This is a genomic window from Nocardia sp. NPDC003979 (assembly GCF_053605015.1).
In genome coordinates, this window is the sequence record NZ_JBSGIJ010000002.1 from 1 (window position 1) to 23126 (window position 23126).

Consider the following 23126-nt stretch of genomic DNA (forward strand, 5'->3'; position numbering starts at 1 on the left):
TTGCGCAGGCCGAGACCCGGCTGGTCGAACTTGATGCCGACGGTCAGCTTGCCTTCCTTGGCGTGGTCGAGCGCGCTGCCCTCGTCACCGCCGCCGCAGGCCGCCGTCACGGTGGCGGCCAGAGCCAGAGCCACAGCGCCGACGCCGACGCGCACCGCACGATTGATCCTCATCGAGTTTCCTTCTCCCTCTTGTGGTGTCGCTACAAGTCAGTGGCTGAGAATTTTGCCGAGGAAGTCCTTGGCGCGGTCGGATCGCGGTGCGGTGAAGAACGTTTCGGGCTCCGCGTCCTCGACGACCTCGCCGTCGGCCATGAACAGCACCCGGTCGCCGGCACGGCGGGCGAAGCCCATCTCATGGGTGACCACGAGCATCGTCATGCCCTCCTTGGCGAGGGAGACCATCACCTCGAGCACCTCGTTGACCATCTCCGGGTCCAGCGCGGAGGTGGGCTCGTCGAACAGCATCACCTTCGGGTCCATCGCCAGCGACCGCGCGATCGCCACGCGCTGCTGCTGGCCGCCCGACAGCTGGGCGGGGTACTTGTCGGCCTGGTTGGCGATGCCGACCCGGTCGAGCAGGGCGAGCGCGTGCTTGCGCGCTTCGTCCTTCTTGATGCCGCGCACCTTCATCGGCGCGAGCATCACGTTCTCGAGAATTGTCTTGTGCGCGAACAAATTGAACGATTGGAAGACCATGCCCACCTCGGCGCGCAGCGCGGCGAGGGCCTTGCCTTCGGCGGGCAGATCCACCCCGTCGATGGCGATGCGGCCCGAGTCGATCGGTTCGAGCCGGTTGATGGTGCGGCACAGGGTGGACTTCCCCGAGCCCGAGGGGCCGAGGACGATCACGACCTGCCCGCGGGGCACTTCCAGGTTGATATTGCGCAGAACATGGAGCTCACCGAAGTGTTTGTCCACGTTGTGCATCGAGATCATCGGCGGCGCGCCTGCAGTGGCAGCGGCGTCGGCTTTCCCGGTCGCGGGTGCGGCGTCGTCGGTCATGCTCAGAAACCTTAGGCGTTCTTCGGAGATTTGCCCTGCTTTCCGTGACTCGCCGTCCCGGCTCGCCGAGAAGACACCTGCCGGTAACCGGGCGGCAGCCTCCTCGTCGCGGTCGGCCTGCCCGACCGCGACGCAGGTCACCGGGGCGGTGGCCGTACCCTGGACGGGTGGATTCGAACGGACAGAATGCGACGCACGGCTCGGTCACCGAGGCGCGCACCTACGAGGTCCGCACCTTCGGTTGCCAGATGAACGTCCATGATTCCGAACGCTTGTCCGGCCTGCTCGAAGACGCGGGTTATGTGAAGGCCGCGCCGAGCGACACCCCGGACCTGGTGGTGTTCAACACCTGCGCGGTGCGGGAGAACGCCGACAACAAGCTCTACGGCACCCTCGGGCACCTCGCGCCGGTGAAGCAGGGCAGGCCCGGCATGCAGATCGCCGTCGGCGGCTGCCTGGCGCAGAAGGACCGCGACACCGTGGTACGCAAGGCGCCGTGGGTCGACGTGGTGTTCGGCACGCACAACATCGGTTCGCTGCCGGTGCTGCTCGAGCGGGCACGGCACAACGAGCAGGCCCAGGTGGAGATCCTCGAATCGCTCGAGGCCTTCCCGTCCACCCTGCCCGCCAAGCGTGAATCGGCCTACGCCGGCTGGGTGTCGATCTCGGTGGGCTGCAACAACACCTGCACCTTCTGCATCGTGCCCGCGCTGCGCGGCAAGGAGGTGGACCGCCGCCCCGGTGACGTGCTCGCCGAGGTGCAGGCCCTGGTCGACCAGGGTGTGCTCGAGGTGACCCTGCTCGGCCAGAACGTGAACTCCTACGGCGTGAACTTCGTCGACCCCGAACAGCCGCGCGACCGGGGCGCCTTCGCCCAGTTGCTGCGCGCGACCGGGCGGATCGAGGGGCTCGAGCGGGTGCGGTTCACCTCGCCGCATCCGGCGGAATTCACCGACGACGTCATCGAGGCGATGGCCGAGACACCCAACGTCTGCCCGCAGTTGCACATGCCGTTGCAGTCCGGCTCGGACCGGGTGCTCAAGGCGATGCGCCGCTCCTACCGCAAGGAACGTTTCCTCGGCATCATCGACAAGGTGCGCGCCGCGATGCCGCACGCCTCGATCACCACCGACATCATCGTCGGCTTCCCCGGCGAGACCGAGGAGGACTTCCAGGAGACCCTGGACGTGGTGCGCCGGGCCCGCTTCACCAGCGCCTACACCTTCCAGTACTCCAAGCGTCCCGGCACCCCGGCCGCCGAACTGGCCGATCAGGTTCCCAAGGCGGTGGTGCAGGAACGCTACGACCGGCTCATCGCCCTGCAGGAGCAGGTGTCGCTCGAGGAGAACCAGGCGCTGATCGGCACCGAGGTGGAATTGCTCGTGGGCGAAGCGGGCAAGAAGAACGCGGCGACCGCGCGGATGAGCGGACGCGCCCGCGACGGCAGACTGGTGCACTTCCGGCCCGGCACCGACGCGGGGATCCGGCCCGGTGACCTCGTCGTCGTCGACATCACCGCCGCCGCACCCCACCACCTGATCGCCGACGGTGTCGTGAAATCGCATCGCCGCACGCGGGCGGGTGACGCGCACGAACGAGGGGTCACGCCCAAGACCGCGCCGATCGGCGTCGGTCTCGGCTTGCCGCGCATCGGCGCGCCCGCGGTCGAGCCGGTGGACAGCGGTTGCTCGACCGGGTGTCCGGCATGAACGCCGAGAACCCGGACTCTACTACCGGTCGTAGTGGGTCGGGTGCCGAGGACGGCGCGGGGGATGGCAGAGTGGAGCCCGGCGCACACGAGCCGAGTAACCCTGCGGACAGGAGCGACGTGAACCGGGTGGGCAACGATCAGGAATTCGAGCAGTTCCGCGGCGAGATCGACGCCGTCGAACGGCGGATCGCCGGTGAGATCGATCCCGGCACACGGGCGATGGTGGTGGCAGGCGCGGTATTCGCCCTGCTCGTCTCGCTGATCCTGCCGCACGCGGGCGCCGCGCGCGGCTTCGATGTGCTGCTGAGCACCGATGCGGCCCGCCTCGAACACATCGGGCTGCCCTCCCGCGTCTTCGTGTGGCTGGTCATCGTGTTCGGTGTCGGCTTCTCCCTGCTGGCTCTGACCACCCGGCGCTGGGTGCTGGCCTGGCTGGCCTGTGCCGGTTCGGCCGTGGCGAGTGTGTTCGGCGTGCTGTCGATCTGGCATCGCCAGACCCCCGGCCTGGGCAACTACGAGGGCGCCGGGCCCGGCATCGGCCTGATCCTCGGCACCCTGGCCGTCATGGTGCTCACCTTCCACTGGATCCGGGTGGTCTGGAGTCGCACCGCCGTGCAACTGGCCGCGGAGGAACAGCGCCGCAATGCCGCCCGCGAAGCCGAGGAACGCGACCGCAAACGCCTGCTGGGCGAGGAGTAGCTCCCGAAACGAAGAAAACCCCGACCGAAGGCGGTCGGGGTTTTCTTGTTCTCGTCAGAGATTGCTGACGGCGCCTTCGGCCGCTTCGGCCCATTCACGCCACTGCTTGGCCTGCTCGAGTGCCTTCTCCGCGTCCCGCTTCTTGCCTGCGGCCTCGGCCTTGGCGGCCTGCTCCTCGAACTGGGCGACGCGCTCGCGGAACTGCGCGGCCCGGGCCACGGCCTCCGGGTCGGTGCGGCGCCACTGCTGGTCGGCCGCGTCGCGCACCCGCTTCTCGATCGCGCGCAGCCTGCCTTCCAGCTCCTGCATCCGTTCGCGCGGGACCTTGCCGATGGCATCCCACTTGTCCTGCAGTTCGCGCAGGGCGGCGCGGGCGGCTTCGAGGCCGTCGGCCGGGTCGATGTGCTCGTAGGCGTCGAGCAGTTCCTGCTTGGCGACGGCGTTGTGCTCGAACTCCGCGTCGCGTTCGGAGACCGCCGCGTTGCGCGCGGCGAAGAACACGTCCTGCGCGCTCTTGAACCGCCGCCACAGCGCCTCGTCCGCCTCGCGGGGCGCCCGGCCTGCCGCCTTCCATTCGGTGAGCAGGTCGCGGAACACCGCGGCGGTGCCGGTCCAGTCGGTGGAGCCGGACAGCTCCTCGGCCCGCACGCACAGCTCTTCCTTGCGCGTCTTGGCCGTGGCGCGTTCGCGATCGAGCTCGGCGAAATGGGCGCCGCGGCGACGGTTGAACGCCTCACGCGCCTTGGAGTAGCGCTTCCACAGCGCGTCGTCGACCTTGCGATCGACACCGCGGATGGACTTCCACTCGTCGAGGATCTCGCGCAACCGGTCGCCCGCGGCCTTCCACTGGGTGGATTCGGCGGCGATCTGCTCGGCCTCGGCGGCCAGGGCTTCCTTGCGCTCGGTGTGCTCGTGGCGGGCGCGTTCCTTCTCCTCCTTGGCGTGCGCGGCGGCTTCCTCGGAGTGCTCGGTGATGGCCTGCAGGCGGGCGGCCAGGCTGTCGATGTCACCGATCACGGCGGCGGTCGGCAGCGTCTCGGCCAGCGCGAGCGCGGCGGCCTTGGTCTTGCGGGCATCGGCGCCCGCGGCCAGGCGCGCCTCGAGCAACGCCACCTCGGTGGCCAGGTCGTCGAAGCGGCGGCCGAAGTGGGCAAGGCCCTCGGCGGCGTCACCGGCCTGCCAGGATCCGACGACACGTTCGCCGTCGGCGGTCTTCACCCAGGCGGTGCCGTCCTCGTCGACCCGACCCCATTTGCTCGGGTCGGTGGACGCGGGCACCACCACCGCGTGCGGGTGGGCCTGGTCGGGGCCGGGAGCGGGTTTCACGGCGTGCGGTTTGGGCGGACGCGTAGCCTTGCCGCCGGGCTTGGGGGTGCCGGAGGGTCGCGGGCCCGGACCGGGCGTGGGCTTCGCGGTTCCGTTGCTGTCGGTCATTGCTCTCCGTCCCTGCCGCGCGTCACGGCTGCCTGGTTACGCTCTAGCACATCCCATTGAACCCGCTTCGAGCCGAGGAAACCATCGATCCCGGGGATCGGATACCGCGTTTCCTGGGATTTCGTCCCGGACGACGGGGGTGGTCGCATCAGAAAACACTAGCAATCTCGCGGGGCGTCACGGCGCCGGACACTCGCTGACCCCGGTGCGCTCCTCCTGCGCCGGATGCTGGTGCGGGCCACCGGTGCGGCTACGGTTACCTCGTGTTCTCGATAGCGGCCCTGGTCCCGTCGCCGCCGATGCTGGTGCCACAACTGTGCGGACACCAGGTGGCCTCCGGCGATGCTCCCGACGAGCCGGTGCTGGTGTTGCGCGCGGCCGCGCTCGAGGCCGCCGCCACCCTCGCCGACCGTGCCGATCGCTGGGTCGTCGTCGGCGCAGGCGCGCGTGCCGAAACGTTCGACCCCGGTGTGCGGGGGACCTTCCGTGGCTTCGGCGCCGACGTCGTCGTCGGTCTCGGCCCGGGCGCGAACGCCGACGCACCGGCAGACCCCCAGCTTCCGCTGCCCGTCCTGATCGCCGCGTGGTTGCGGGAGCAGGCCGCGCCCGGCGTCTCCGTACGGGCGCGAGTGATCGCCGCCGACACAACACCGGGGGAGTGCGCCCGCATCGGTGCCGAGCTGCGCGCCGAACTCGACGCCGATCCGGCGCCGTGGGCGGTGCTCGTCGTCGCCGACGGAGCCGCAACCCTCACCCTCAAATCCCCGGGCTACCTCGACGAGCGCGCCGACCCGTTCCAATCGGATCTGGACGCGGCACTTCGCGCTGGTTCCCGAGACGAGCTCGCGGCACTCGACCCCCACCTGTGCGGGCAGCTGCGGGTCGAGGGCCGCGCCGCCTACCAGATGCTCGGCGGCCTGTTCGCCACCGATCCGGCCGACCCGCGGGTCCGCACCCTCTACCAGGGCGCACCGTACGGCGTGGGCTACGACGTGAGCGTGTGGGAGGCCGGCCGATGACGAAGCGTCCCGTCGCGGTCGTCGGACCCACCGCGACCGGGAAGTCCGATCTTGCCCTCGACCTGGCCGAACGGCTCGGCGGTGAGATCGTCAACATCGACGCGATGCAGCTGTACCGCGGCATGGACGTCGGTACCGCGAAACTGCCGCCCGCGCAGCGGCGCGGCATCCCACACCACCTCCTCGACGTTCTCGACGTCACCGAGACCGCCACGGTCGCCGCCTACCAGAGCGCGGCCAGCGACATCGTCGAGGACATCATGGCGCGCGGACGCATCCCGGTGGTCGTCGGCGGCTCGATGATGTACGTGCAGGCGCTGCTCGACCAGTGGGACTTCCCGGCCACCGACCCCGAGGTGCGCGCCCGCTGGGAAGCGGTGCTGGCCGACGGCGGTGTCGCGGCCGTGCACGCGGCGCTGCGGGCGGCCGACCCGGTCGCGGCCGACACCATCCTGCCCACCGACGGGCGACGGATCGTCCGCGCACTGGAAGTCGTCGAACTCACCGGCAAACCGTTCGCCGCCTCGGCCCCGACCATCGGCGCACCGCGCTGGGACACCGTCATCGTCGGCGTCGACCGGGAAACCGCCGCCCTCGACGCCCGCATCGAGGCCCGCACCGCGCACATGTTCGACTCGGGCCTGGTCGAGGAGGTCCGCACCCTGCTCGACGCCGGACTGCGCGAAGGCCGGACCGCGCGCCGCGCGATCGGGTACGCCCAGGTGCTGGCCTACCTCGACGGCGAATACGATCTCGCGCACGCCCGCGAACGCACCCTCATCGGCACCCGCCGCTACGTGCGACGGCAGCGCTCGTGGTTCCGTCGCGACCCGAGGGTGACCTGGGTCGACGGCGCGGACCCCGACCTCGCCGCCACCACACTCACCCTGCTCGACGAACAGACAGGACGGACCGCGCAGTGACCCGACGAGTGAGTACCCGCAACGCCTCGGTGCAGGTGTGGCAGGCCTACCTCAACAACCGGACCAAGCGTCATCGCGACGGCCGCTTCCTCGTGCAGGGCGTGCGCCCGATCACCCAGGCCCTGGCCAACGACTGGCCGCTGGAAACCCTGCTGTACCGGCTCGGCACACCCGACCTGTCGAGCTGGGCGCGGGAACTACTCGACACCACCGACATACCGCAAGTGGGTCTGGTTCCCGAGCTGATGGCCGAGCTGGGGGAGAAGTCGGGCACGATTCCCGAGATCGTGGCCGTTGCCCATTCGCGTCAGCCCGACCTGGACACATACGCGCCCGGCGAACCGGGCGAGGACTTCCCGGTCGTCGTGGTGTTCGACCGGCCCAACTCGCCCGGCAACCTCGGCACCCTCATCCGCTCGGCCGACGCCTTCGGGGCATCGGGCGTGATCGTCACCGGTCACGGCGCCGACCAGTTCGACCCGCAGGCCGTGCGCGCCTCCACCGGTTCCCTGTTCGCCGTGCCCGTCCTGCGCGCGTCGGGCCCCGCGCAGGTCGTGGAGTTCCGCGACCGGCAGGTGGCGCGCGGTATCCCCACCCGCATCGTCGGCACCGACGAACACGCGCCGTCGACGATCTACGACTACGACTTCACCGAGGCCACGATCCTGGTGGTCGGCAACGAGACGACCGGCATGAGTTCGGCCTGGTCGCAGGCCTGCGACGACCTCGTGACCATCCCGATGGGCGGCACCGCCAGCTCGCTCGGTGCCCCGTCGGCGGGCGCGATCGGCCTGTACGAGATCGCCCGGCAGCGGCGCACCTTCGCCCGATGACGGGCTCGGCGCCCGCACAGGGGACAATGGCGGACGTGTCCGACATCGAATTCAGCAAGGGCCACGGCACCCAGAACGACTTCGTGGTGCTGCCCGACCTCGAGGTGCGTCTCGACCTGAACGCCGACCGCGTCGCCGCCCTGTGCGACCGCCGTCGCGGCCTCGGCGCCGACGGCGTGCTGCGCGTGGCCAAGGCGGGCGCCCTGCGCGAGGCGGGCGTGCTCGACACCCTGCCCGACGGTGTCGCCGACGACGACTGGTTCATGGACTACCGCAACGCCGACGGGTCGATCGCCGAGATGTGCGGCAACGGCACCCGTGTGTTCGCCCACTACCTCAACGCCACCGGCCTGGAAACCCGCACCGAGTACGTGGTCGGCAGCCGCGCGGGCGGACGACCCGTCGAGGTGCACACCGCGGGCCCGGTCGACGGCGAGGTCACCGTCGACATGGGCGCCGTGCGTGAACTCGGCAGCTCCACCGCGACCCTGGCCGGCTGGGCACTGTCCGGAATCGGCATCGATGTGGGCAATCCGCACCTGGCCTGCGTCGACGAGAGCCTGACCGCCGACGCGCTGGCCAAGCTCGATCTCAGCGTGTCGCCCGGCTTCGATCCCGACCTGTTCCCGCACGGCGTCAATGTCGAGATCCTCACCGCGCTCGGCCCCGACAACGCCGTCGACATGCGCGTCTACGAGCGCGGTGTCGGCGAGACCCGTTCCTGCGGAACGGGAACCGTCGCCGCCGCGGCCGCCGCGCTGACCGCCGCCGGAGTGCCGGTCGGGTCGGGTCGGGGCGAGGTCACCGTGCGCGTACCGGGCGGGCAGGTGCGCGTCACCATCGACAACGGGCGCGCCTGGATGCGCGGCCCCTCGGTCCTGCTCGCCGCGGGCACACTGTCGCGCGACTGGTGGAACACGCAAGCCCAGGGATAACCGGATGCGCCGTGTCACTGTGACGTGGCAGCATGGAAGGCGTATGACGAAACCAGAAGTACCCTCAGACACCACATCGGACCGCGACACCACCGCGGCCGATGCCGACGGCGCCGCCGACCGCGGCGACGTCGACGACGCGCTGGCCCGCCACGCGGCGCGGATGCAGCGCCCGGGCTGGTCACCCGAACCGACCGTCGGTGAGATGCAGCTCGACGAGCGCACCTCGTTGCGTCGCGTCGCGGGGCTGTCCACCGAGCTCACCGACATCACCGAGGTCGAATACCGCCAGCTGCGCCTGGAACGGGTCGTGCTCGTCGGTGTGTGGACCACCGGTAGCGCCGCGCAGGCCGAGGCGAGCATGGTCGAGCTGGCCGCCTTGGCCGAGACCGCGGGCTCGGAGGTCCTCGAAGGCCTCATCCAGCGCCGCGACAAGCCCGACCCGGCCACCTACATCGGCTCCGGCAAGGCCGAGGAACTGCGCACCGTCGTCCTCGACACCGGCGCCGACACCGTGATCTGCGACGGTGAACTCACCCCCGCCCAGCTCACCGCGCTGGAGAAGGTCGTGAAGGTGAAGGTCATCGACCGCACCGCGCTGATCCTCGACATCTTCGCCCAGCACGCCACCTCCCGCGAGGGCAAGGCCCAGGTCGCGCTCGCCCAGATGGAATACATGCTGCCGCGGCTGCGTGGTTGGGGTGAGTCGATGTCGCGGCAGGCCGGTGGTCGTGCCGGTTCCAACGGTGGTGTCGGTCTGCGTGGTCCCGGTGAGACCAAGATCGAAACCGACCGCCGCCGCATCCGTGAGCGAATGGCCAAGTTGCGCCGCGAGATTCGCGAGATGAAGACCGCACGCGACACCATGCGCGCGCGCCGCAGCGCCAGCGGGGTGCCGTCGGTAGCCATTGTCGGCTACACCAACGCGGGCAAGTCCAGCCTGATGAACTCCCTGACCGGCGCGGGCCTGCTGGTGCAGGACGCGCTGTTCGCCACCCTCGACCCGACCACCCGCCGGGCCGCGCTCGACGACGGCCGCGAAATGGTGTTCACCGACACCGTCGGCTTCGTGCGGCACCTGCCCACCCAGTTGGTCGAGGCGTTCCGGTCCACCCTGGAAGAGGTCACCGGCGCCGACTTGCTGCTGCACGTGGTCGACGGGTCCGACCCGTTGCCGCTCGAGCAGATTCGCGCGGTGCGCGAGGTCATCACCGATGTGATCAAGGAGCAGGGCACGGCGGCTCCGCCGGAACTGCTGGTGGTCAACAAGATCGACGCCGCCGACCCCGACGAGCTCACCCGCCTGCGCGGGCTGCTGCCGGGCGCCGCGTTCGTGTCGGCCCGCACCGGCGCGGGCATCGAGGAGTTGCGCGAGCGCCTCTCCGAGGTACTCGGCGGGCTCGATGTCGACATCAGTGTGCTGCTGCCCTACAGCCGGGGAGACCTGCTCGCCCGCATCCACGCCGACGGCCGGATCATCTCCTCCGATCACGAGGAGGGCGGCACCCGCGTGCGCGCTCGGGTGCCACACGCGCTGGCGGCGGCGCTGTCGGAATTCGCCCATTCCGGGCGTGCGGAGTCGTCGGATCGGTGATGGCCGCGGGCGGGTTTGCCGCCCGGTTGCGACCGACACCGATGCGACACAGTCATATTCGGACGCTATGGTCGAATGTCGACAGCAGGAGGGTGTTATGTCGAACGACCAGCAGGGTTCAGAAACTGTGAAAGAAGCAACGGACGTGGTCGTGCGGGGCGAGCACGTTCTGACCGACGGTGCGCCGTTGAATCCGGCGCCGAGCGAGTGGGAGATCCGGGCCTTCGAGGCGGTGTTCGCACCGGTGCGTGCCTGGGCGAGTCCGCGCTTCTACGGTTTGGAGAACATTCCGGCCGAGGGCCCGGTGCTGATCGTGGCCAACCACAACTTGCTCGGCGGGATCGATGCGCCGCTGCTGATGCCCGCGATCCTGCGGGAACGGGGGCGGCTGGTGCGTGGCCTGGCCGAGCATGTGCTGATGGTGCCGGGTGTGCGGGAGATCCTGCACCGTTTCGGTGCCGTGCGCGGTACCAGGTCGAATTGTCTCGCGCTGCTCGAACGCGGTGAGGCGGTGGTGGTGTTCCCCGGTGGCGGGCGTGAGGCGATCCGCCGCAAGGGGGAGAAGTATGTGCTCAAGTGGGAGGGCCGCACCGGGTTCGCGCGGATGGCGATCCAGGCAGGCGTTCCCATCGTGCCGTTGGCGATGATCGGTATCGATGATGCCTTCGACATCGTCTTCGACGGCCAGCATCCGGTGATGTCGCCGCTGCGGTGGACGTGTGAACTGCTCGGCATCAATCCCGAGCTGAATCCGCCGCTGGTGAAGGGCATCGGGCCGACCCCGATTCCGCGCCCGGAACGGTTCTACTACTCGGCGGGCGCACCGATCGATCCCACCCCGTGGATCGGCACCGACGACATCGACAGCGCGGCCGCCGACCTGCGTGACGTGGTGCAGAAAAGCCTGGAGGAGGAATTGCAGTTCCTGTTCTCCGAACGTGAGCGCGATACCGGCCGTGGCCTGATCGGCCGATTGCGGAGCGCGCTGCCCTTCTGACCCGGCCGAGCGGTGGGTGTTCACGGAATACCCGCCGCTCACCTCGCGTTACGCGCTATACGGACCAAGGTCCGAATGGCGAGAGGTGAGGTCGATGGCGGCACAGGTGCAGGTGATTCCGGGCGCGGACCGCAGGTACTGGCGCACCGAGTGGCTCGACTCGCGCCAGTCGTTCCCCGTGACCGGCAATTTCGTGCTCGAGGACTACGCGCACGGGCTGCTGCTGGTGCACAACGAGGACATCGTCGATCCCGGCGAGGGCTTCGACACACATCAGCACCGTGACACCGAGATCCTGACCTGGGTGCTGGAAGGCACGGTGGTGCACCAGGATTCGGCGGGCAATTCGGGGCTGATCCGGCCCGGTCTCGCACAACGGATGAGTGCGGGTACCGGCATCCTGCATTCCGAACGCAACGGTGCAGGCTGGACGGAACGCGAACGGCTGCACGTGGTGCAGATGTGGATCCCGCCGGACACCCTCGGTGCGACGCCGAGCTATCAAGAACTCGACGTCGAGGGTGCGTTGCGCCGCAACTCGCTGGTGCCGGTGGCTTCCGGCATGCCGAGGTATCGAGGCGACGCCGCGATCGGAATCGGCAACCGCCACGCCACTTTCCATGTGGCGCGACTGGACCCGGGCCACAGCATCACCGTCCCCGACGCACCGTACGGTCACGTGTTCATCGCCCGGGGCAGCGTCGACTACGAGAACCACGGTGCACTCGGGCAGGGCGACGCCGTGCGGCTCACCGCGACGGGCGGCCACCGCGTGACTGCGACGACCCCCGCCGAGGTGCTGATCTGGGAGATGGACGCGGCGGCGAGCCGCTGACCTCACACCTTGCGGATGACGGTGACGACTTTCCCCAGGATTTGCGCGTCGTTTCCTGGGATCGGTTCGAAATGTGGGTTGTGTGGCATCAGCCACACGTCCTTACCGGTGCGCTTGAAGGTCTTCACGGTCGCCTCGCCGTCGATCATGGCCGCGACGATGTCGCCCCCCTCGGCGACGTTCTGCTGACGTACGACCACCCAGTCGCCGTCGCAGATCGCGGCATCGACCATCGACTGGCCGACCACCTTGAGCAGGAACAGCGACCCGTCGCCGACGAGTTCGCGCGGCAGCGGGAACACTTCCTCCACCGCCTGCTCGGCCAGGATCGGCCCACCGGCGGCGATCCGGCCGAGGACCGGAACGAAGGTGGGGGTGGGGCGGCTCGGATCGGCCGCGTCGTCCACGGGTTCGGCGGGCAGGGTGGTGACCGCGCGCACGGCTTCGTCGAGTCCGCGCACGTTCACCGCGCGCGGCCGGTTCGGGTCGCGACGCAGGTAGCCCTTGCGTTCCAGGGCGCGCAGCTGATGGGCCACCGAGGAGGTGGAGGTGAGCCCGACCGCATCGCCGATCTCGCGGATGCTCGGCGGGTAGCCGCGTTCGGTCACCGAGGAGCGGATGACCTCGAGGACCGTGCGCTGACGCACGGTGAGATCCGCGCCGGATCCCGATGTGACGGTGCCGGTAGCGCTTTCGTCACCCGTGTCGTCTGTGTGGGTCACCTGTCCCGCCCTTCCGCTTGTCGAATTCGCCTCTCTCACGCTAGTCGGGCCACGCCGAAGTATCAAACATCTGTTCGAGCATGTCGGGCGTTTCGTGCTGACATGTGCGCCGCCGCGTGGTAGAAATCGAACATCAGTTCGTCGCACAGGTGTTCGAACAGGTTCGGTCATCGTCGCCTCACCTGCCCTTTCATCCAGCGGAGCACACCACCCCGGAGGTTCTTCCGATGAGCACAGCGATCAGCGCCCTGCGTTCCTACGATCCCGCCGAAGTCCCCGAACCGGTGCTGCGTCGCCGCCGAACCGCCCGCGCTCCACGTCCTTTCGCGCTCGTGCGCGGACAGGGCCGCAACAGTGCGGCGCGGCGGGAAGTCGCCGCCCGTTTCATCCCGCATCCGCCGCAACCCACGGCCGCGCCGGTCCGGCGCTCGCGCGAGGCCGAGGTGGTTCGTGGTGCCGAGCTCCGGGCCAGGGGTGCGCGCACCTTCGACATCACCGAGGCCGAGGTGGATCTCGCGTTCGCGACCGTGCCCCGCTGGGAGTCGACGCGATCGCGATCCGTCACCCGGGCGCTCGTCGGAGACCTGTCACCGATCGAAGCGCCGACCCGGCGGGTGCGTGCGGGCGTTCGGGCGTCAGATCGTGGGCCGGAATTACGTGGTCCGCGCTCGGAGCGGGCGCTCTACGCGCGAGTGGTCGGTTCCGGTGCGCGCGGTGCCCATCCGATGGTGCGGGTGCGTCAGGCGCAGGCGGGCTTGGCGGCGCTGGCCCTCACGGCGCTGGTGACCGCATTGATCGTGGTGACGTTCTTAGGGTTGGCGCATCTGCGGGCGGGCAGCTTCGGCGAGTGGACCGAGTCCACGCCCGGAATCTCCCAGCCGGGTGATCACCCGCAGGTCGGCTTGTTCGAAACGCGACCCCAAAACTAGAACACGTTGCTACCGTGACGATTGTCCCTGCCGGGCGGGCCGGTCGGGGCACGGATGCGAGGTCACGTGCGCAGCTTTTGGATCGTTCTGCTCCTGGGTGTGCTGCCGGTCGTGGCGCCCGCGCCCCTCGTCCGAGCCGAACCCACCTACACCGCCTATCTGGATCTGCCCGCCATCAACGACGACGGTGAATTCGCCGGCGGCATCCATCCGGCGCTGCCCCTGAGCGCCGAGCCTTTGCGTACGGCACTCGACGAGGCCAGAGCCGACGGGATCGCGCCGAGCCGGTATTCCACACTGCTGCATCAGTATTGGCTCGTCGTCGCCACCGACAACGCGGGCATCGACCTCGCCGACTGGGCGCCGGAGCGTGGCGTGGCAGCCAACACGAACACCTTCACCCGCGTGTACGTGAACTACTTCCGCATCGCCGCGGCCCGCCCGGACTTCTACTGGGCCGGATTGGCGGGCATCGCGGGCGGCTCGTTCGCATCGGGATTCTTCGACGTGGGCGATATCGGCGCGGTGCTGTCGGTGCCCGGAATCCACGAACTCGGTACGGCCGTCGCCGACCTGCTGCGCGCCACCCCACCGGAGCTTGTCGCCGCCGTACCGCCCGATATCGCCGCGCTCGCCCTGCTCGGCCCGCGCCTGACCGCCGATGATCTGGCGTGGTACCAGACCAGGCTGATCATCATGCAGCGCCACATCTTCACCGATCTGGTGCCGATGCACGAGGCCTACCTCGCCGACGGGATGGCGGCGATCGACGAGATGCACGCGGCGGGCCTGCTCGACGACGCCATGCGCGCGGCCTGGGCCGGAATCGACGACGGCACCGGCCTCGCCGAGGCGCTGGTGACCATGGCCGACCGCGAACAGAACCACATCGTCCCCGAACAGTGGGACGCCACCGCCGCCGGACGCGGCGGCTTGGGCCGGGTGCTCACCTACGTCACCACGGTCGCGGGCAAACCCGCCCTGGCGGGCGCCCGGGCACCCGGGGTGTACGCGCCCGCCACCGTGCGCTCGCCGATTCCCGGCAGCAAGCTCGGCCTGCGGATGCCGCTGCCCGCGTTCAACTGGGCCGACCGCGACGACCGCTGGGCCTACCTCGCCGCCGACCTGGTGCCCCGCCACCTCGACCTGGCCACCGACCGCGCGCGGGCCGTGGCCGTGTACCGCGAGCCGTTTCCGGGCAAGCTCGACCGGGGCCGGTTGGTCGCCCGGCTGCCGGACGTGATCGCGGACCTGACCACGCAGTGGCAGGTGACCCATACCTGAGCGGTATCCTGTCAAGAGTCATGGAGTAGCGAAGTGAACTGCGCACCGACGAAGGAACCCCTCGGATGCATTGCCCGTATTGCCGTCACCCCGACTCGCGTGTCGTCGACTCGCGGGAAGTCGAGGAGGGCACGGCGATTCGCCGCCGACGTTCCTGCCCGTCGTGCGGGCGCCGGTTCACCACCGTCGAGACCGCGGTGCTGTCGGTGGTCAAGCGCAGCGGCGTCACCGAACCGTTCAGCCGCGAGAAGGTGATCGTCGGCGTGCGACGCGCCTGCCAGGGCCGCGAGGTCGACGACGACGCCCTGAATCTGCTGGCCCAACAGGTCGAGGACGCGGTGCGCGCCAAGGGTTCTCCGGAAGTTCCCAGCCACGAGGTCGGCCTCGCCATCCTCGGGCCCCTGCGCGATCTCGACGAAGTGGCCTACCTGCGCTTCGCCTCGGTGTACCGATCCTTCACCAGCGCAGACGATTTCGAACGCGAGATCACCGAGATGCGTGCAGCCCGCGCCGCTACCGCCGCTACCGACTGAACCCGCGTCGCCGCGCCCTGCTCGCTGCCGTCGTCTCCCGGGGCCGGCTCGCCCACTTCTTCGCGCCGAGCCACACCCGTCAACGGCGGATGGAGGCGATCGCCTTTTCGATGCGTTTGGTCGACACCGGGTACGGGGTCCCCAACTTCTGCGCGAACAGGCTGACCCGCAATTCCTCGATCATCCACCAGATCTCGGTGACATCGCGGGCGTTACGGCGGTTGTCGGGAAGGCTGCGGACGAGTTTGTCGTAGGCGGCGAGCATCCGGTCGACCTCGACCATTCCCTGCCGGTCGCGCACCGCCGAACCGGGCAGCGATTCGAGGCGCTGGGCGGCGGCGAGCAGGTATCGGGGGAGTTCGCGCAGGCGGGTGCGTCCCCATTCGGCGACGAAACCGGGGAACAGCAGGTCGTCGAGTTGGTGGCGGACATCGTCGGCGATGTCGGTCTCGGCGGTGTCGGCGAGTGCGGCGCGGGCCTGATGCGCGGCCGACAGCACCGGCGCGACGAGGCGGATCAGTTCGCTGACCGTGCTCGCCAGTTTCGGGCGAACGGCGGCGACGAGCTTGTCGAATTCCTCCGGTGTGCGCACCGGACCACCGGCGCGCGCGATGAGTTCGTCGGCCGCGGCGACGCGGCAATCGTCCACGAGCTTGTCCAGGGACCCGTCGGGGTTCTGGCTCAGAGCCAGCCGGTCGGCGGCCGACAGCCCGGCGGTGACGGCACGGGTGGATGTCGGGACGGCGGCGAGCAGCAGGGTACGCACCCCCGCGCGCATGGCGGCGGCCTGTTCGGCGGGTGAGCTCAGCACGCGTACGGCGACGCCTTCTCCCTCGGGGACCAGGGCGGGGTAGCCGGTGACGGTCTGCCCGGCTACCTCGCGTCGCACCGTCGGCGCGACGGCACCGAGCGACTCGGAGGTCCACACGGTGGCGGGCGCGCGTTCGGCACCCGCGGTGGCACGCGCGACGGACGCCGAAACCTGTTCGGCTAGTTGGGTTTTCAGCTGTGCGAGATTCTTGCTCTTGGCGAGCACCTTCCCGCTCTGATCGACGGCGGCGAAGGTCATTCGCAGGTGGTCCGGCAGGGCGGCGGGGGAGAGGTCGTCTGCGCTGATGGTCACCGAACCGAGCCGTGACAGCTCGCGCGCCAACCCGATCCGCAACGGTTCCGCGCGAGGCGTGAGCCCACGCAGGGCCGCCGACGCGAAGTCGGGCGCGGGAACCACCGCGCGGCGCAACGCCTTCGGCAGCGTCTTGATGTAGGCGGACGCGAGTTCCTCCCGCATGCCGGGAACCAGCCAATCGAAGCCCACCGCGCGCACGTGCGCGAGCTGCTCGACGGGGATGCGGACGGTGACACCGTCGTCGTCCTTGCCCGGCTCGAACTGATAGGTCAGCGGGAAGGAGAGTTCCCCCTGACGCCAGGCATCGGGGAAATCGGTGGGATCGAGGGCGGCGGCACCGGCGTTGACCACGGTGTCGGTCGAGAAGTCCAGCAGCCCCGGGTCTTTGCGTTCGGCCTTGCGCCACCAGGAGTCGAAGTGACGCACCGACACGATGTCGGCGGGGATGCGCTGGTCGTAGAACTCGAACAGCACCTCGTCGTCGACGAGGATGTCGCGTCGGCGCGCCCGGTGCTCGAGGTCGGCGACATCGTCGACGAGCGCTCGGTTGCGGGCGAAGAACCCGTGCCGGGTCTGCCATTCACCCTGCACGAGAGCATGGCGGATGAACAGTTCGCGCGACAGTTCCGCATCGATGCGCCCGTAGTCGACAGGGCGGCCGGTCACCAGCGGCACACCGTAGAGCGTGGCCCGCTCGTAGGCGCGAGCCGCGCCACGCTTGGCCGACCAATGCGGTTCCGAATAGGTGCGTTTCACCAGGTCACCGGCGAGCCGCTCGGCCCACTCCGGTTCGATCCGCGCCGCGATGCGCCCCCACAGCCGCGAGGTCTCCACCAGTTCGGCCGCCATCACCCAGCGCGGCGGCTTCTTGGCCAGCGACGAGCCGGGGAAGATCATGAACTTGGCATTGCGTGCCCCGAGGAACTCCCGCAACTCCGCTTCCCGCACACCGAGATGCGAGAGCATGCCCGCCAGCAGCGACTGGTGGATCTGCGCGCTCGGCCACGGCATCGCCGCCTCGGCCGCATCCGAATCCGATGATGTCGCAGCATCTTTCGCGCCATGCTGCGAACGGTCATCGGACGATGGCTGCCCGGCACCACGACCGCGCGCCTTCCGGCCGCCTCGCCGCGCTGCGCCGTCGGAGCCGGAGCCCGCCCTTCGCCGGTCGTTTTCGGCTTCGGGAGCGCCGCCGTCTCCGCGACCGGATCCGGTCCGCGCCGACCCTGCGCCAGGCGCAGTGGTGTCGGAACCGGCTCCCCGAGCGGTCGCCAGGGCGTCGCCGGTACCCGGCGAATCCGCCTGAGCGCGTTGGGGTCTGCCCCGCCCGCGGCGGCCACGGCCACCCTCTTGCGCCTGCTCGTCCGCCGTCGACGGCAGATGCCCGGTGCTGTCCCACCCGAGTCCACGGGTGATGGTGCGTAGCTGACCGTGCAGGTCCTGCCACTCGCGGATCCGCAGGTAGTGCAGGAACTCGTCGCGGCACATACGGCGGAACTGGTTGGACGACAACGACTTGCGCTGCTCGGTCAGGTAGTCCCACAGGCGCAGGTAGGCCAGGAAGTCCGAACCGTCGACGGTGAAGCGGGCATGCTGGGTGTCGGCGGCCTGCTGATGCTCCACGGGCCGTTCCCGCACGTCCTGGATCGACAGTGCCGCGACGATCACGAGCACCTCGTCGAGACAGCCGTTGCGGTTGGCCTCCACCAGCATGCGGGCCATGCGCGGGTCCACCGGCAACTGTGCCATCTCCCGGCCGACCGGGGTCAGCGTGAGATGCCCACCCGATTGTTCCTCGCTGCCGACAGCCTTGGAGCTGCCGTGGGCGAGTGCGCCGAGTTCCTCCAGCAGCGCGATGCCGTCACGGATGGCGCGCCGGTCGGGGGCCTCCACGAACGGGAAGCTCTCGATATCGCCGAGGCCGAGCGCGGTCATCTGCAGGATGACCGCCGCCAGATTGGTGCGCAGGATCTCCGGTTCGGTGAACGCGGGCCGCGACTCGAAATCGTCCTCGGAGTACAGGCGGATGCAGATGCCGTCGGCGACACGACCACATCGACCCGAACGCTGCCGCGCCGAAGCCTGCGAGACCGGTTCGATCGGCAGCCGCTGCACCTTGGTCCGCATCGAATAGCGCGAGATGCGTGCCGTACCCGGGTCGATGACGTACCGGATGCCCGGCACGGTCAGCGACGTCTCGGCCACGTTGGTGGCGAGCACCACCCGTCGACCGGTGTGCGGGGCGAACACCTTGTGCTGTTCGGCCGCCGACAGACGCGCGTAGAGGGGGACGATCTCGGTCCGCGGCAGTCTGAGGTCGCGCAGCGAATCGGCGGTGTCGCGGATCTCGCGTTCGCCGGACAGGAATACCAGCACGTCACCGTCGCCCTCGGCGAACAGCTCGGTGACCGCGTCGCCGATGGCATCGGTCGGGTCGCGGTCGACTACGCGGGTGTCGTCCTCGTCGTCGGTGCCCGGCAGCTCCAAGGACAGCGGGCGATAACGGAGTTCGACCGGATAGGACCGACCCGACACCTCGACGATCGGGGCCGGGGTGCCGTCGGCGGCGGCGAAGTGGCGGGCGAACAGTTCGGGATCGATGGTCGCCGAGGTGATGATCACCTTGAGGTCGGGCCGCTTCGGCAGCAACTGCTTCAGGTAGCCGAGCAGGAAGTCGATATTGAGGCTGCGCTCGTGTGCCTCGTCGATGATGATCGTGTCGTAGCGGCGCAACAACCGGTCGCGCTGGATCTCGGCGAGCAGGATGCCGTCGGTCATGAGCTTGACCAGCGTGCGATCCGAGGCCTGATCGGTGAAGCGCACCGTGTACCCGACTACGTCGCCGAGTTCGGTGCCCAACTCCTCGGCGATGCGTTCGGCGACCGTGCGCGCGGCCAGCCTGCGCGGCTGGGTGTGCCCGATGGTGCCGCGGATGCCGCGACCGAGTTCCAGGCAGATCTTGGGGATCTGGGTGGTCTTGCCCGAGCCGGTCTCACCGGCGACGATGACGACCTGGTTGGCGGCGATGGCGGCGGCGATGTCGTCGCGGCGCGCCGAGACCGGCAGCTGTTCGGGGTAGGTGATCGACGGAACCGCCGCGCGGCGATTCGCCACGCGGGTCTCGGCGGTGGCGATCTCGGCGTCCAGCGCGGGCAGGTCGTCGGGGCGCGCCCGGTCCAGTTTGCGCCGGAGCCGATGTTCGTCGCGCAGCGAGACCTCCGCCAGGCGGGTGCGCAGCGCGCGGGTTCCGGTGCTAGCTGTCCTGGTCATTGCGTCTACCAGCCTAGCGAAGCATGCCACCGGTTTTCCCGGCGCGCCCATCGTCGTCGGCGTGCTACACCCGGATCACCGACATCTCATGCGAAGATGCGGCATGACCAAGCACCGGTCTCGGCGCGTTCCCGCCTCTGGGCTGACCGGAGGGTCCGACGAAGGAGTGCCCGGAGGGAGGGAAGAGGCGGGGTTCAGCGCCGAGACCCGCGGCGCCGGCCGCCAAAAGTTTCAGCTGAGGGGCTCGGTGCGCACGGCGTGGTGGATCAGGGCATACCGGATCGGTTTCGGAGTGCTCGGTCTCGTCGCCCTGCTGTGGATCCCCCTGCGCAACCTGGACTCGCCGACGTTCTCGATCGCGAACTACTTCAGTTACTTCACCATCGAGTCGAACATCCTCGCCGTGATCGTGCTGCTCGTCGGTGGCCTGCTCGCGCCCCAGGGACCCGGCTGGCAGGTGGTGCGCGGCGCGGTGACGCTGTACATGCTCATCACGATGGTGGTGTACGCGGTCCTGCTGGCCAATATCGACGTGATGCTCACCGACAAGTGGATCAACGACATCATGCACCGGTACCTGCCGCTCGTCCTCGTCGCGGACTGGGTGCTGGTCGCCATGGGGCGCCGACTGGCGACGACGCCCGAGCTGGTGGGGAAGTGGCTGATCTTCCCGCTGCTCTACGGTGCCTACACGCTGATCCGCGGCCCGATCGTCGACTGGTACCCGTACCCGTTCATCGACCCGCGCCACCAGGGCTACCTGTCGATGACGCTCGGCCTGATCGTGTTGAGCATCGTGTTCGCGGTGCTCGCGGTTGCCATGGCGTCGCTGGGTGACATGCCCGCGTGGTGGAGGGCCCGACGAGCGCGCGAGGGCGAGCCGGTGTAAGTGTGGAGCCATGAATGCGCTCTGGCATGGATTCGCCGATATGGGTGCCGTCACTCGTGACGGTGCGTTCGTTGTCGCTCGAGGTGACGGTGCCTACGTCTACGACACCGAGGGCAACCGGTACCTCGACGCCACCGCGGGTCTGTGGTTCGCCAATGTGGGACACGGTCGCGGGGAGATCGCCGACGCGGTCGCCGAGCAGTTGCGCACCATCGCCCACTACTCGAACTTCGGTGACCTCACCGAGCCCGCCACCCAGGAGCTCGCCGAGAAGCTGTCGGCCATCGCGCCCGTGCCCGGAAGCAAGATCTTCTTCACCTCCGGTGGTTCGGACTCGGTGGAGACCGCCGCGAAACTGGCGCGGCGCTACTGGCACGAACAGGGCCGCGCCGACAAGAAGATCCTGGTCGGGCGACGCCTGGCCTACCACGGCATGCACTATGCCTCCACCTCGCTCGGCGGTCTCACCCCGAACAAGGAGGGCTACGGCGTCCTGGTCGAGGACACCCGCACCGTCGAATGGAACGACGCCAAGGCGTTGCTCGCGCTGATCGAGGACGTCGGCGCGGAACGGATCGCGGCGTTCTTCTGCGAGCCGATCATCGGTGCCGGTGGGGTGTACCTGCCGCCCGAGGGATACCTGGCCGAGGTGCGCCAGATCTGCCGCGACCACGACATCCTGTTCGTCGCCGACGAGGTGGTCACCGGTTTCGGGCGGATCGGTGGTTCCTGGTTCGCCTCCACCCGCTTCGACCTGCGACCCGACCTGATGACCACCGCCAAGGGGCTCACCTCCGGCTACCTGCCGATGGGTGCGGTGTTCATCGCCCCGCACCTGGCCGAGCTGTTCTACGCAGGCGGTGTGTGGTTCCGGCACGGTTACACCTACGGCGGGCACGCCGGTGCTGCCGCGGCGGCGCTGGCCAACCTCGCCATCGTCGAACGTGAGGGGCTGCTCGAGGAAGCGGCCCGGCTCGAGACCACCCTGCACACCGCCCTGGCCCCGTTGGCCGATCACCCGCGCGTGGCGGAGGTCCGCAGCGGTCTCGGTGCGGTGGCGGCCGTCCAGCTGGCCGACCCCTCCGAAGGCCCAGGCTTGGTGAAAGCCCTTCGTGCCCAGGGGATCTCGGGTCGTGCTGCCGGAGCGGGCGCCATGCAGATCTCCCCGTCCTTCGTGATGACCGACGCCCAGGTGGCCGAACTCGCCGAAGGGTTTTCGCGCGCCCTGGGCTGATGCGCCGCACCGGCCCGTCGGCGAAACTCGCTGGCGGGCCGGGCGATCCGCCCGATACTCTCCTGCTCCGACGAAGACAGGGGAGGGAACCACGTTGCAGGCATCCGTCACGGTGACACCAAACCAGCTACCGGAGCTACTGCTGCATGTCGCCGTGGTTCGGCCCGTATTCCTCTGGGGCGCACCGGGAATCGGGAAGAGCTCGCTGGTGCGCACCTTCGCCGGCTCGCTCGGCCTCGACTGTGTCACCCTGCTCGGCACCCAGCTCGCACCCGAGGACCTCATCGGGGTGCCCCAGATCGTGGACGGTCGCAGCCGGTTCGCGCCGCCGGAACTGATCGCCCGCGCCCAGCCCTACTGCTTGTTCCTCGACGAGCTCAACGCCGCCTCACCCGAGGTGCAGAAGTCGTTCTACTCCCTGATCCTGGATCGGCGCATCGGCACCTACGAACTGCCCGAGGGGTCGGTGGTGATCGGGGCGGGCAACCGGGCCACCGACAACGCGCTGGCCCGCCCCATGGCCTCGGCGCTGGTCAACCGCATGGTGCACCTGCATCTGCGCGCCGACGTGGACGACTGGCTGAAATGGGCGGCCTTCAACGACATCCATCCGTGGGTGATCCGCTACCTCACCCAGCGCCCCGACCACCTGTGGTCGGCACCGCCCAAAACCGAGGCGCCCTTCTCTACCCCGCGTGGGTGGCACATGCTCTCCGACGCGCTGTACTCCTGCGGCGACGACATCGACGACACCACGCTGCATGTGCTGGCCAGTGGCACTCTCACCCTCGGCCACGCCTCCGGCTTCCGCGCCTTCGTCAAGACCGTGCGCCACGCCTTCGACCTCGACGCCGTCTTCAAGGGCGATGCCGCCTGGCCGCGCGATCCGGCCGACCGCGACCTGCTGTACTTCCTGGCCGAGACGATGCGGGCCCGCCTCGTGAAGGAACTGCCCGGCGACCGCGAGCACACCTCCGCCTCGGTGCGCCGGTTCGTGTTGCGCGCCAAGTCGCTGCTGGTGGAGCTGGCCGAGATCTCGGTGGAATGCGCCCAGTTGGTGATCGCCGCCGATGCCGAGGGCGTGCCGGTGCTGCCGTCGTGGTTCCTCATCGAGGTGTCGCGTGACCTGCCGCGACTGGCCGCGCGGCGCTGAGC

At 69.4% G+C, this 23126-nt stretch carries 19 protein-coding genes and 1 pseudogene; 15 read left to right on the plus strand and 5 right to left on the minus strand.

The window, feature by feature from the left end; translation table 11 throughout:
* Together ACWEVR_RS03570 and ACWEVR_RS03575 are read right to left on the minus strand one after the other, a co-directional pair.
* Positions 1 to 173: pseudogene (locus ACWEVR_RS03570) on the minus strand (glutamate-binding protein); the annotation flags it as partial.
* Between the two features lie 36 nt (positions 174 to 209).
* Entirely contained in the window at positions 210 to 938 is a 729-nt protein-coding gene (locus ACWEVR_RS03575; protein ID WP_166655747.1) for an amino acid ABC transporter ATP-binding protein, read from the minus strand.
* 233 nt (positions 939 to 1171) lie between these two features.
* On the opposite strand from ACWEVR_RS03575, the gene miaB reads away from it, so the two are divergent.
* Both miaB and ACWEVR_RS03585 read left to right on the plus strand, forming a co-directional pair.
* On the plus strand, positions 1172 to 2713 hold the full coding sequence (miaB, locus tag ACWEVR_RS03580) for a tRNA (N6-isopentenyl adenosine(37)-C2)-methylthiotransferase MiaB (protein WP_452465691.1): 1542 nt from the start codon (positions 1172 to 1174) through the stop codon (positions 2711 to 2713).
* Between the two features lie 119 nt (positions 2714 to 2832).
* Positions 2833 to 3414, plus strand: a complete 582-nt coding sequence (locus tag ACWEVR_RS03585; RefSeq protein ID WP_452465692.1) for an Rv2732c family membrane protein — start codon at positions 2833 to 2835, stop codon at positions 3412 to 3414.
* 54 nt (positions 3415 to 3468) lie between these two features.
* On the opposite strand, the gene ACWEVR_RS03590 is transcribed toward ACWEVR_RS03585, so the two are convergent.
* The gene (locus ACWEVR_RS03590; protein ID WP_452465693.1) at positions 3469 to 4848 is read right to left on the minus strand and encodes a DUF349 domain-containing protein; all 1380 of its coding nucleotides are present in this window, start codon (positions 4846 to 4848) and stop codon (positions 3469 to 3471) included.
* Positions 4849 to 5111: 263 nt separating this feature from the next.
* On the opposite strand from ACWEVR_RS03590, the gene ACWEVR_RS03595 reads away from it, so the two are divergent.
* From ACWEVR_RS03595 to ACWEVR_RS03625, 7 genes are all read left to right on the plus strand, one after another.
* Positions 5112 to 5867: a hypothetical protein gene (locus tag ACWEVR_RS03595; RefSeq protein ID WP_452465694.1), complete on the plus strand. Its 756-nt coding sequence runs from the start codon at positions 5112 to 5114 to the stop codon at positions 5865 to 5867.
* Positions 5864 to 6790, plus strand: a complete 927-nt coding sequence (gene miaA / locus ACWEVR_RS03600; RefSeq protein ID WP_452465695.1) for a tRNA (adenosine(37)-N6)-dimethylallyltransferase MiaA — start codon at positions 5864 to 5866, stop codon at positions 6788 to 6790. The genes ACWEVR_RS03595 and miaA overlap by 4 nt, the downstream gene beginning before the upstream one ends.
* Positions 6787 to 7623 (plus strand): TrmH family RNA methyltransferase, encoded by an 837-nt coding sequence (locus ACWEVR_RS03605; protein WP_067492759.1) that lies wholly within the window; start codon positions 6787 to 6789, stop codon positions 7621 to 7623. Before miaA ends, ACWEVR_RS03605 begins: the two co-directional genes overlap by 4 nt.
* Before the next feature lie 44 nt (positions 7624 to 7667).
* Positions 7668 to 8558 carry a diaminopimelate epimerase gene (dapF, locus tag ACWEVR_RS03610; protein ID WP_452466140.1) on the plus strand — a complete coding sequence of 297 codons (891 nt, stop codon included), beginning with the start codon at positions 7668 to 7670 and terminating at the stop codon, positions 8556 to 8558.
* Between the two features lie 163 nt (positions 8559 to 8721).
* Positions 8722 to 10152, plus strand: a complete 1431-nt coding sequence (gene hflX, locus ACWEVR_RS03615) for a GTPase HflX (protein ID WP_452466141.1) — start codon at positions 8722 to 8724, stop codon at positions 10150 to 10152.
* Positions 10153 to 10279: 127 nt separating this feature from the next.
* Entirely contained in the window at positions 10280 to 11149 is an 870-nt protein-coding gene (locus tag ACWEVR_RS03620) for a lysophospholipid acyltransferase family protein (protein WP_452465696.1), read from the plus strand.
* A 94-nt stretch (positions 11150 to 11243) separates the two neighbouring features.
* A complete protein-coding gene (locus ACWEVR_RS03625) occupies positions 11244 to 11984 on the plus strand; it encodes a pirin family protein (protein WP_452465697.1) in 741 nt (246 codons plus the stop codon).
* A 2-nt stretch (positions 11985 to 11986) separates the two neighbouring features.
* Here ACWEVR_RS03625 and lexA read toward each other — a convergent pair whose 3' ends face one another.
* Positions 11987 to 12631, minus strand: coding sequence for a transcriptional repressor LexA (lexA, locus tag ACWEVR_RS03630; RefSeq protein ID WP_452466142.1), 645 nt, complete (start codon positions 12629 to 12631; stop codon positions 11987 to 11989).
* 302 nt (positions 12632 to 12933) lie between these two features.
* Here lexA and ACWEVR_RS03635 point away from each other — a divergent pair, with 302 nt between their 5' ends.
* The 3 genes from ACWEVR_RS03635 (at position 12934) to nrdR (ending at position 15452) form a co-directional block, all read left to right on the plus strand.
* Entirely contained in the window at positions 12934 to 13635 is a 702-nt protein-coding gene (locus ACWEVR_RS03635) for a hypothetical protein (protein WP_452465698.1), read from the plus strand.
* 66 nt (positions 13636 to 13701) lie between these two features.
* On the plus strand, positions 13702 to 14919 hold the full coding sequence (locus ACWEVR_RS03640) for a hypothetical protein (RefSeq protein WP_452465699.1): 1218 nt from the start codon (positions 13702 to 13704) through the stop codon (positions 14917 to 14919).
* A gap of 65 nt (positions 14920 to 14984) precedes the next feature.
* Positions 14985 to 15452, plus strand: coding sequence for a transcriptional regulator NrdR (gene nrdR, locus ACWEVR_RS03645; RefSeq protein WP_067492770.1), 468 nt, complete (start codon positions 14985 to 14987; stop codon positions 15450 to 15452).
* 79 nt (positions 15453 to 15531) lie between these two features.
* On the opposite strand, the gene hrpA is transcribed toward nrdR, so the two are convergent.
* A complete protein-coding gene (gene hrpA, locus ACWEVR_RS03650) occupies positions 15532 to 19848 on the minus strand; it encodes an ATP-dependent RNA helicase HrpA (protein WP_452465700.1) in 4317 nt (1438 codons plus the stop codon).
* Positions 19849 to 20095: 247 nt separating this feature from the next.
* On the opposite strand from hrpA, the gene ACWEVR_RS03655 reads away from it, so the two are divergent.
* The 3 genes from ACWEVR_RS03655 (at position 20096) to ACWEVR_RS03665 (ending at position 23124) form a co-directional block, all read left to right on the plus strand.
* Positions 20096 to 20737: a Pr6Pr family membrane protein gene (locus tag ACWEVR_RS03655; RefSeq protein ID WP_452465701.1), complete on the plus strand. Its 642-nt coding sequence runs from the start codon at positions 20096 to 20098 to the stop codon at positions 20735 to 20737.
* Positions 20738 to 20747: 10 nt separating this feature from the next.
* Positions 20748 to 21971 carry an aminotransferase family protein gene (locus ACWEVR_RS03660; RefSeq protein WP_452465702.1) on the plus strand — a complete coding sequence of 408 codons (1224 nt, stop codon included), beginning with the start codon at positions 20748 to 20750 and terminating at the stop codon, positions 21969 to 21971.
* Between the two features lie 94 nt (positions 21972 to 22065).
* Positions 22066 to 23124: an AAA family ATPase gene (locus ACWEVR_RS03665; protein ID WP_452465703.1), complete on the plus strand. Its 1059-nt coding sequence runs from the start codon at positions 22066 to 22068 to the stop codon at positions 23122 to 23124.
* The last annotated feature ends 2 nt before the right edge of the window (positions 23125 to 23126 follow it).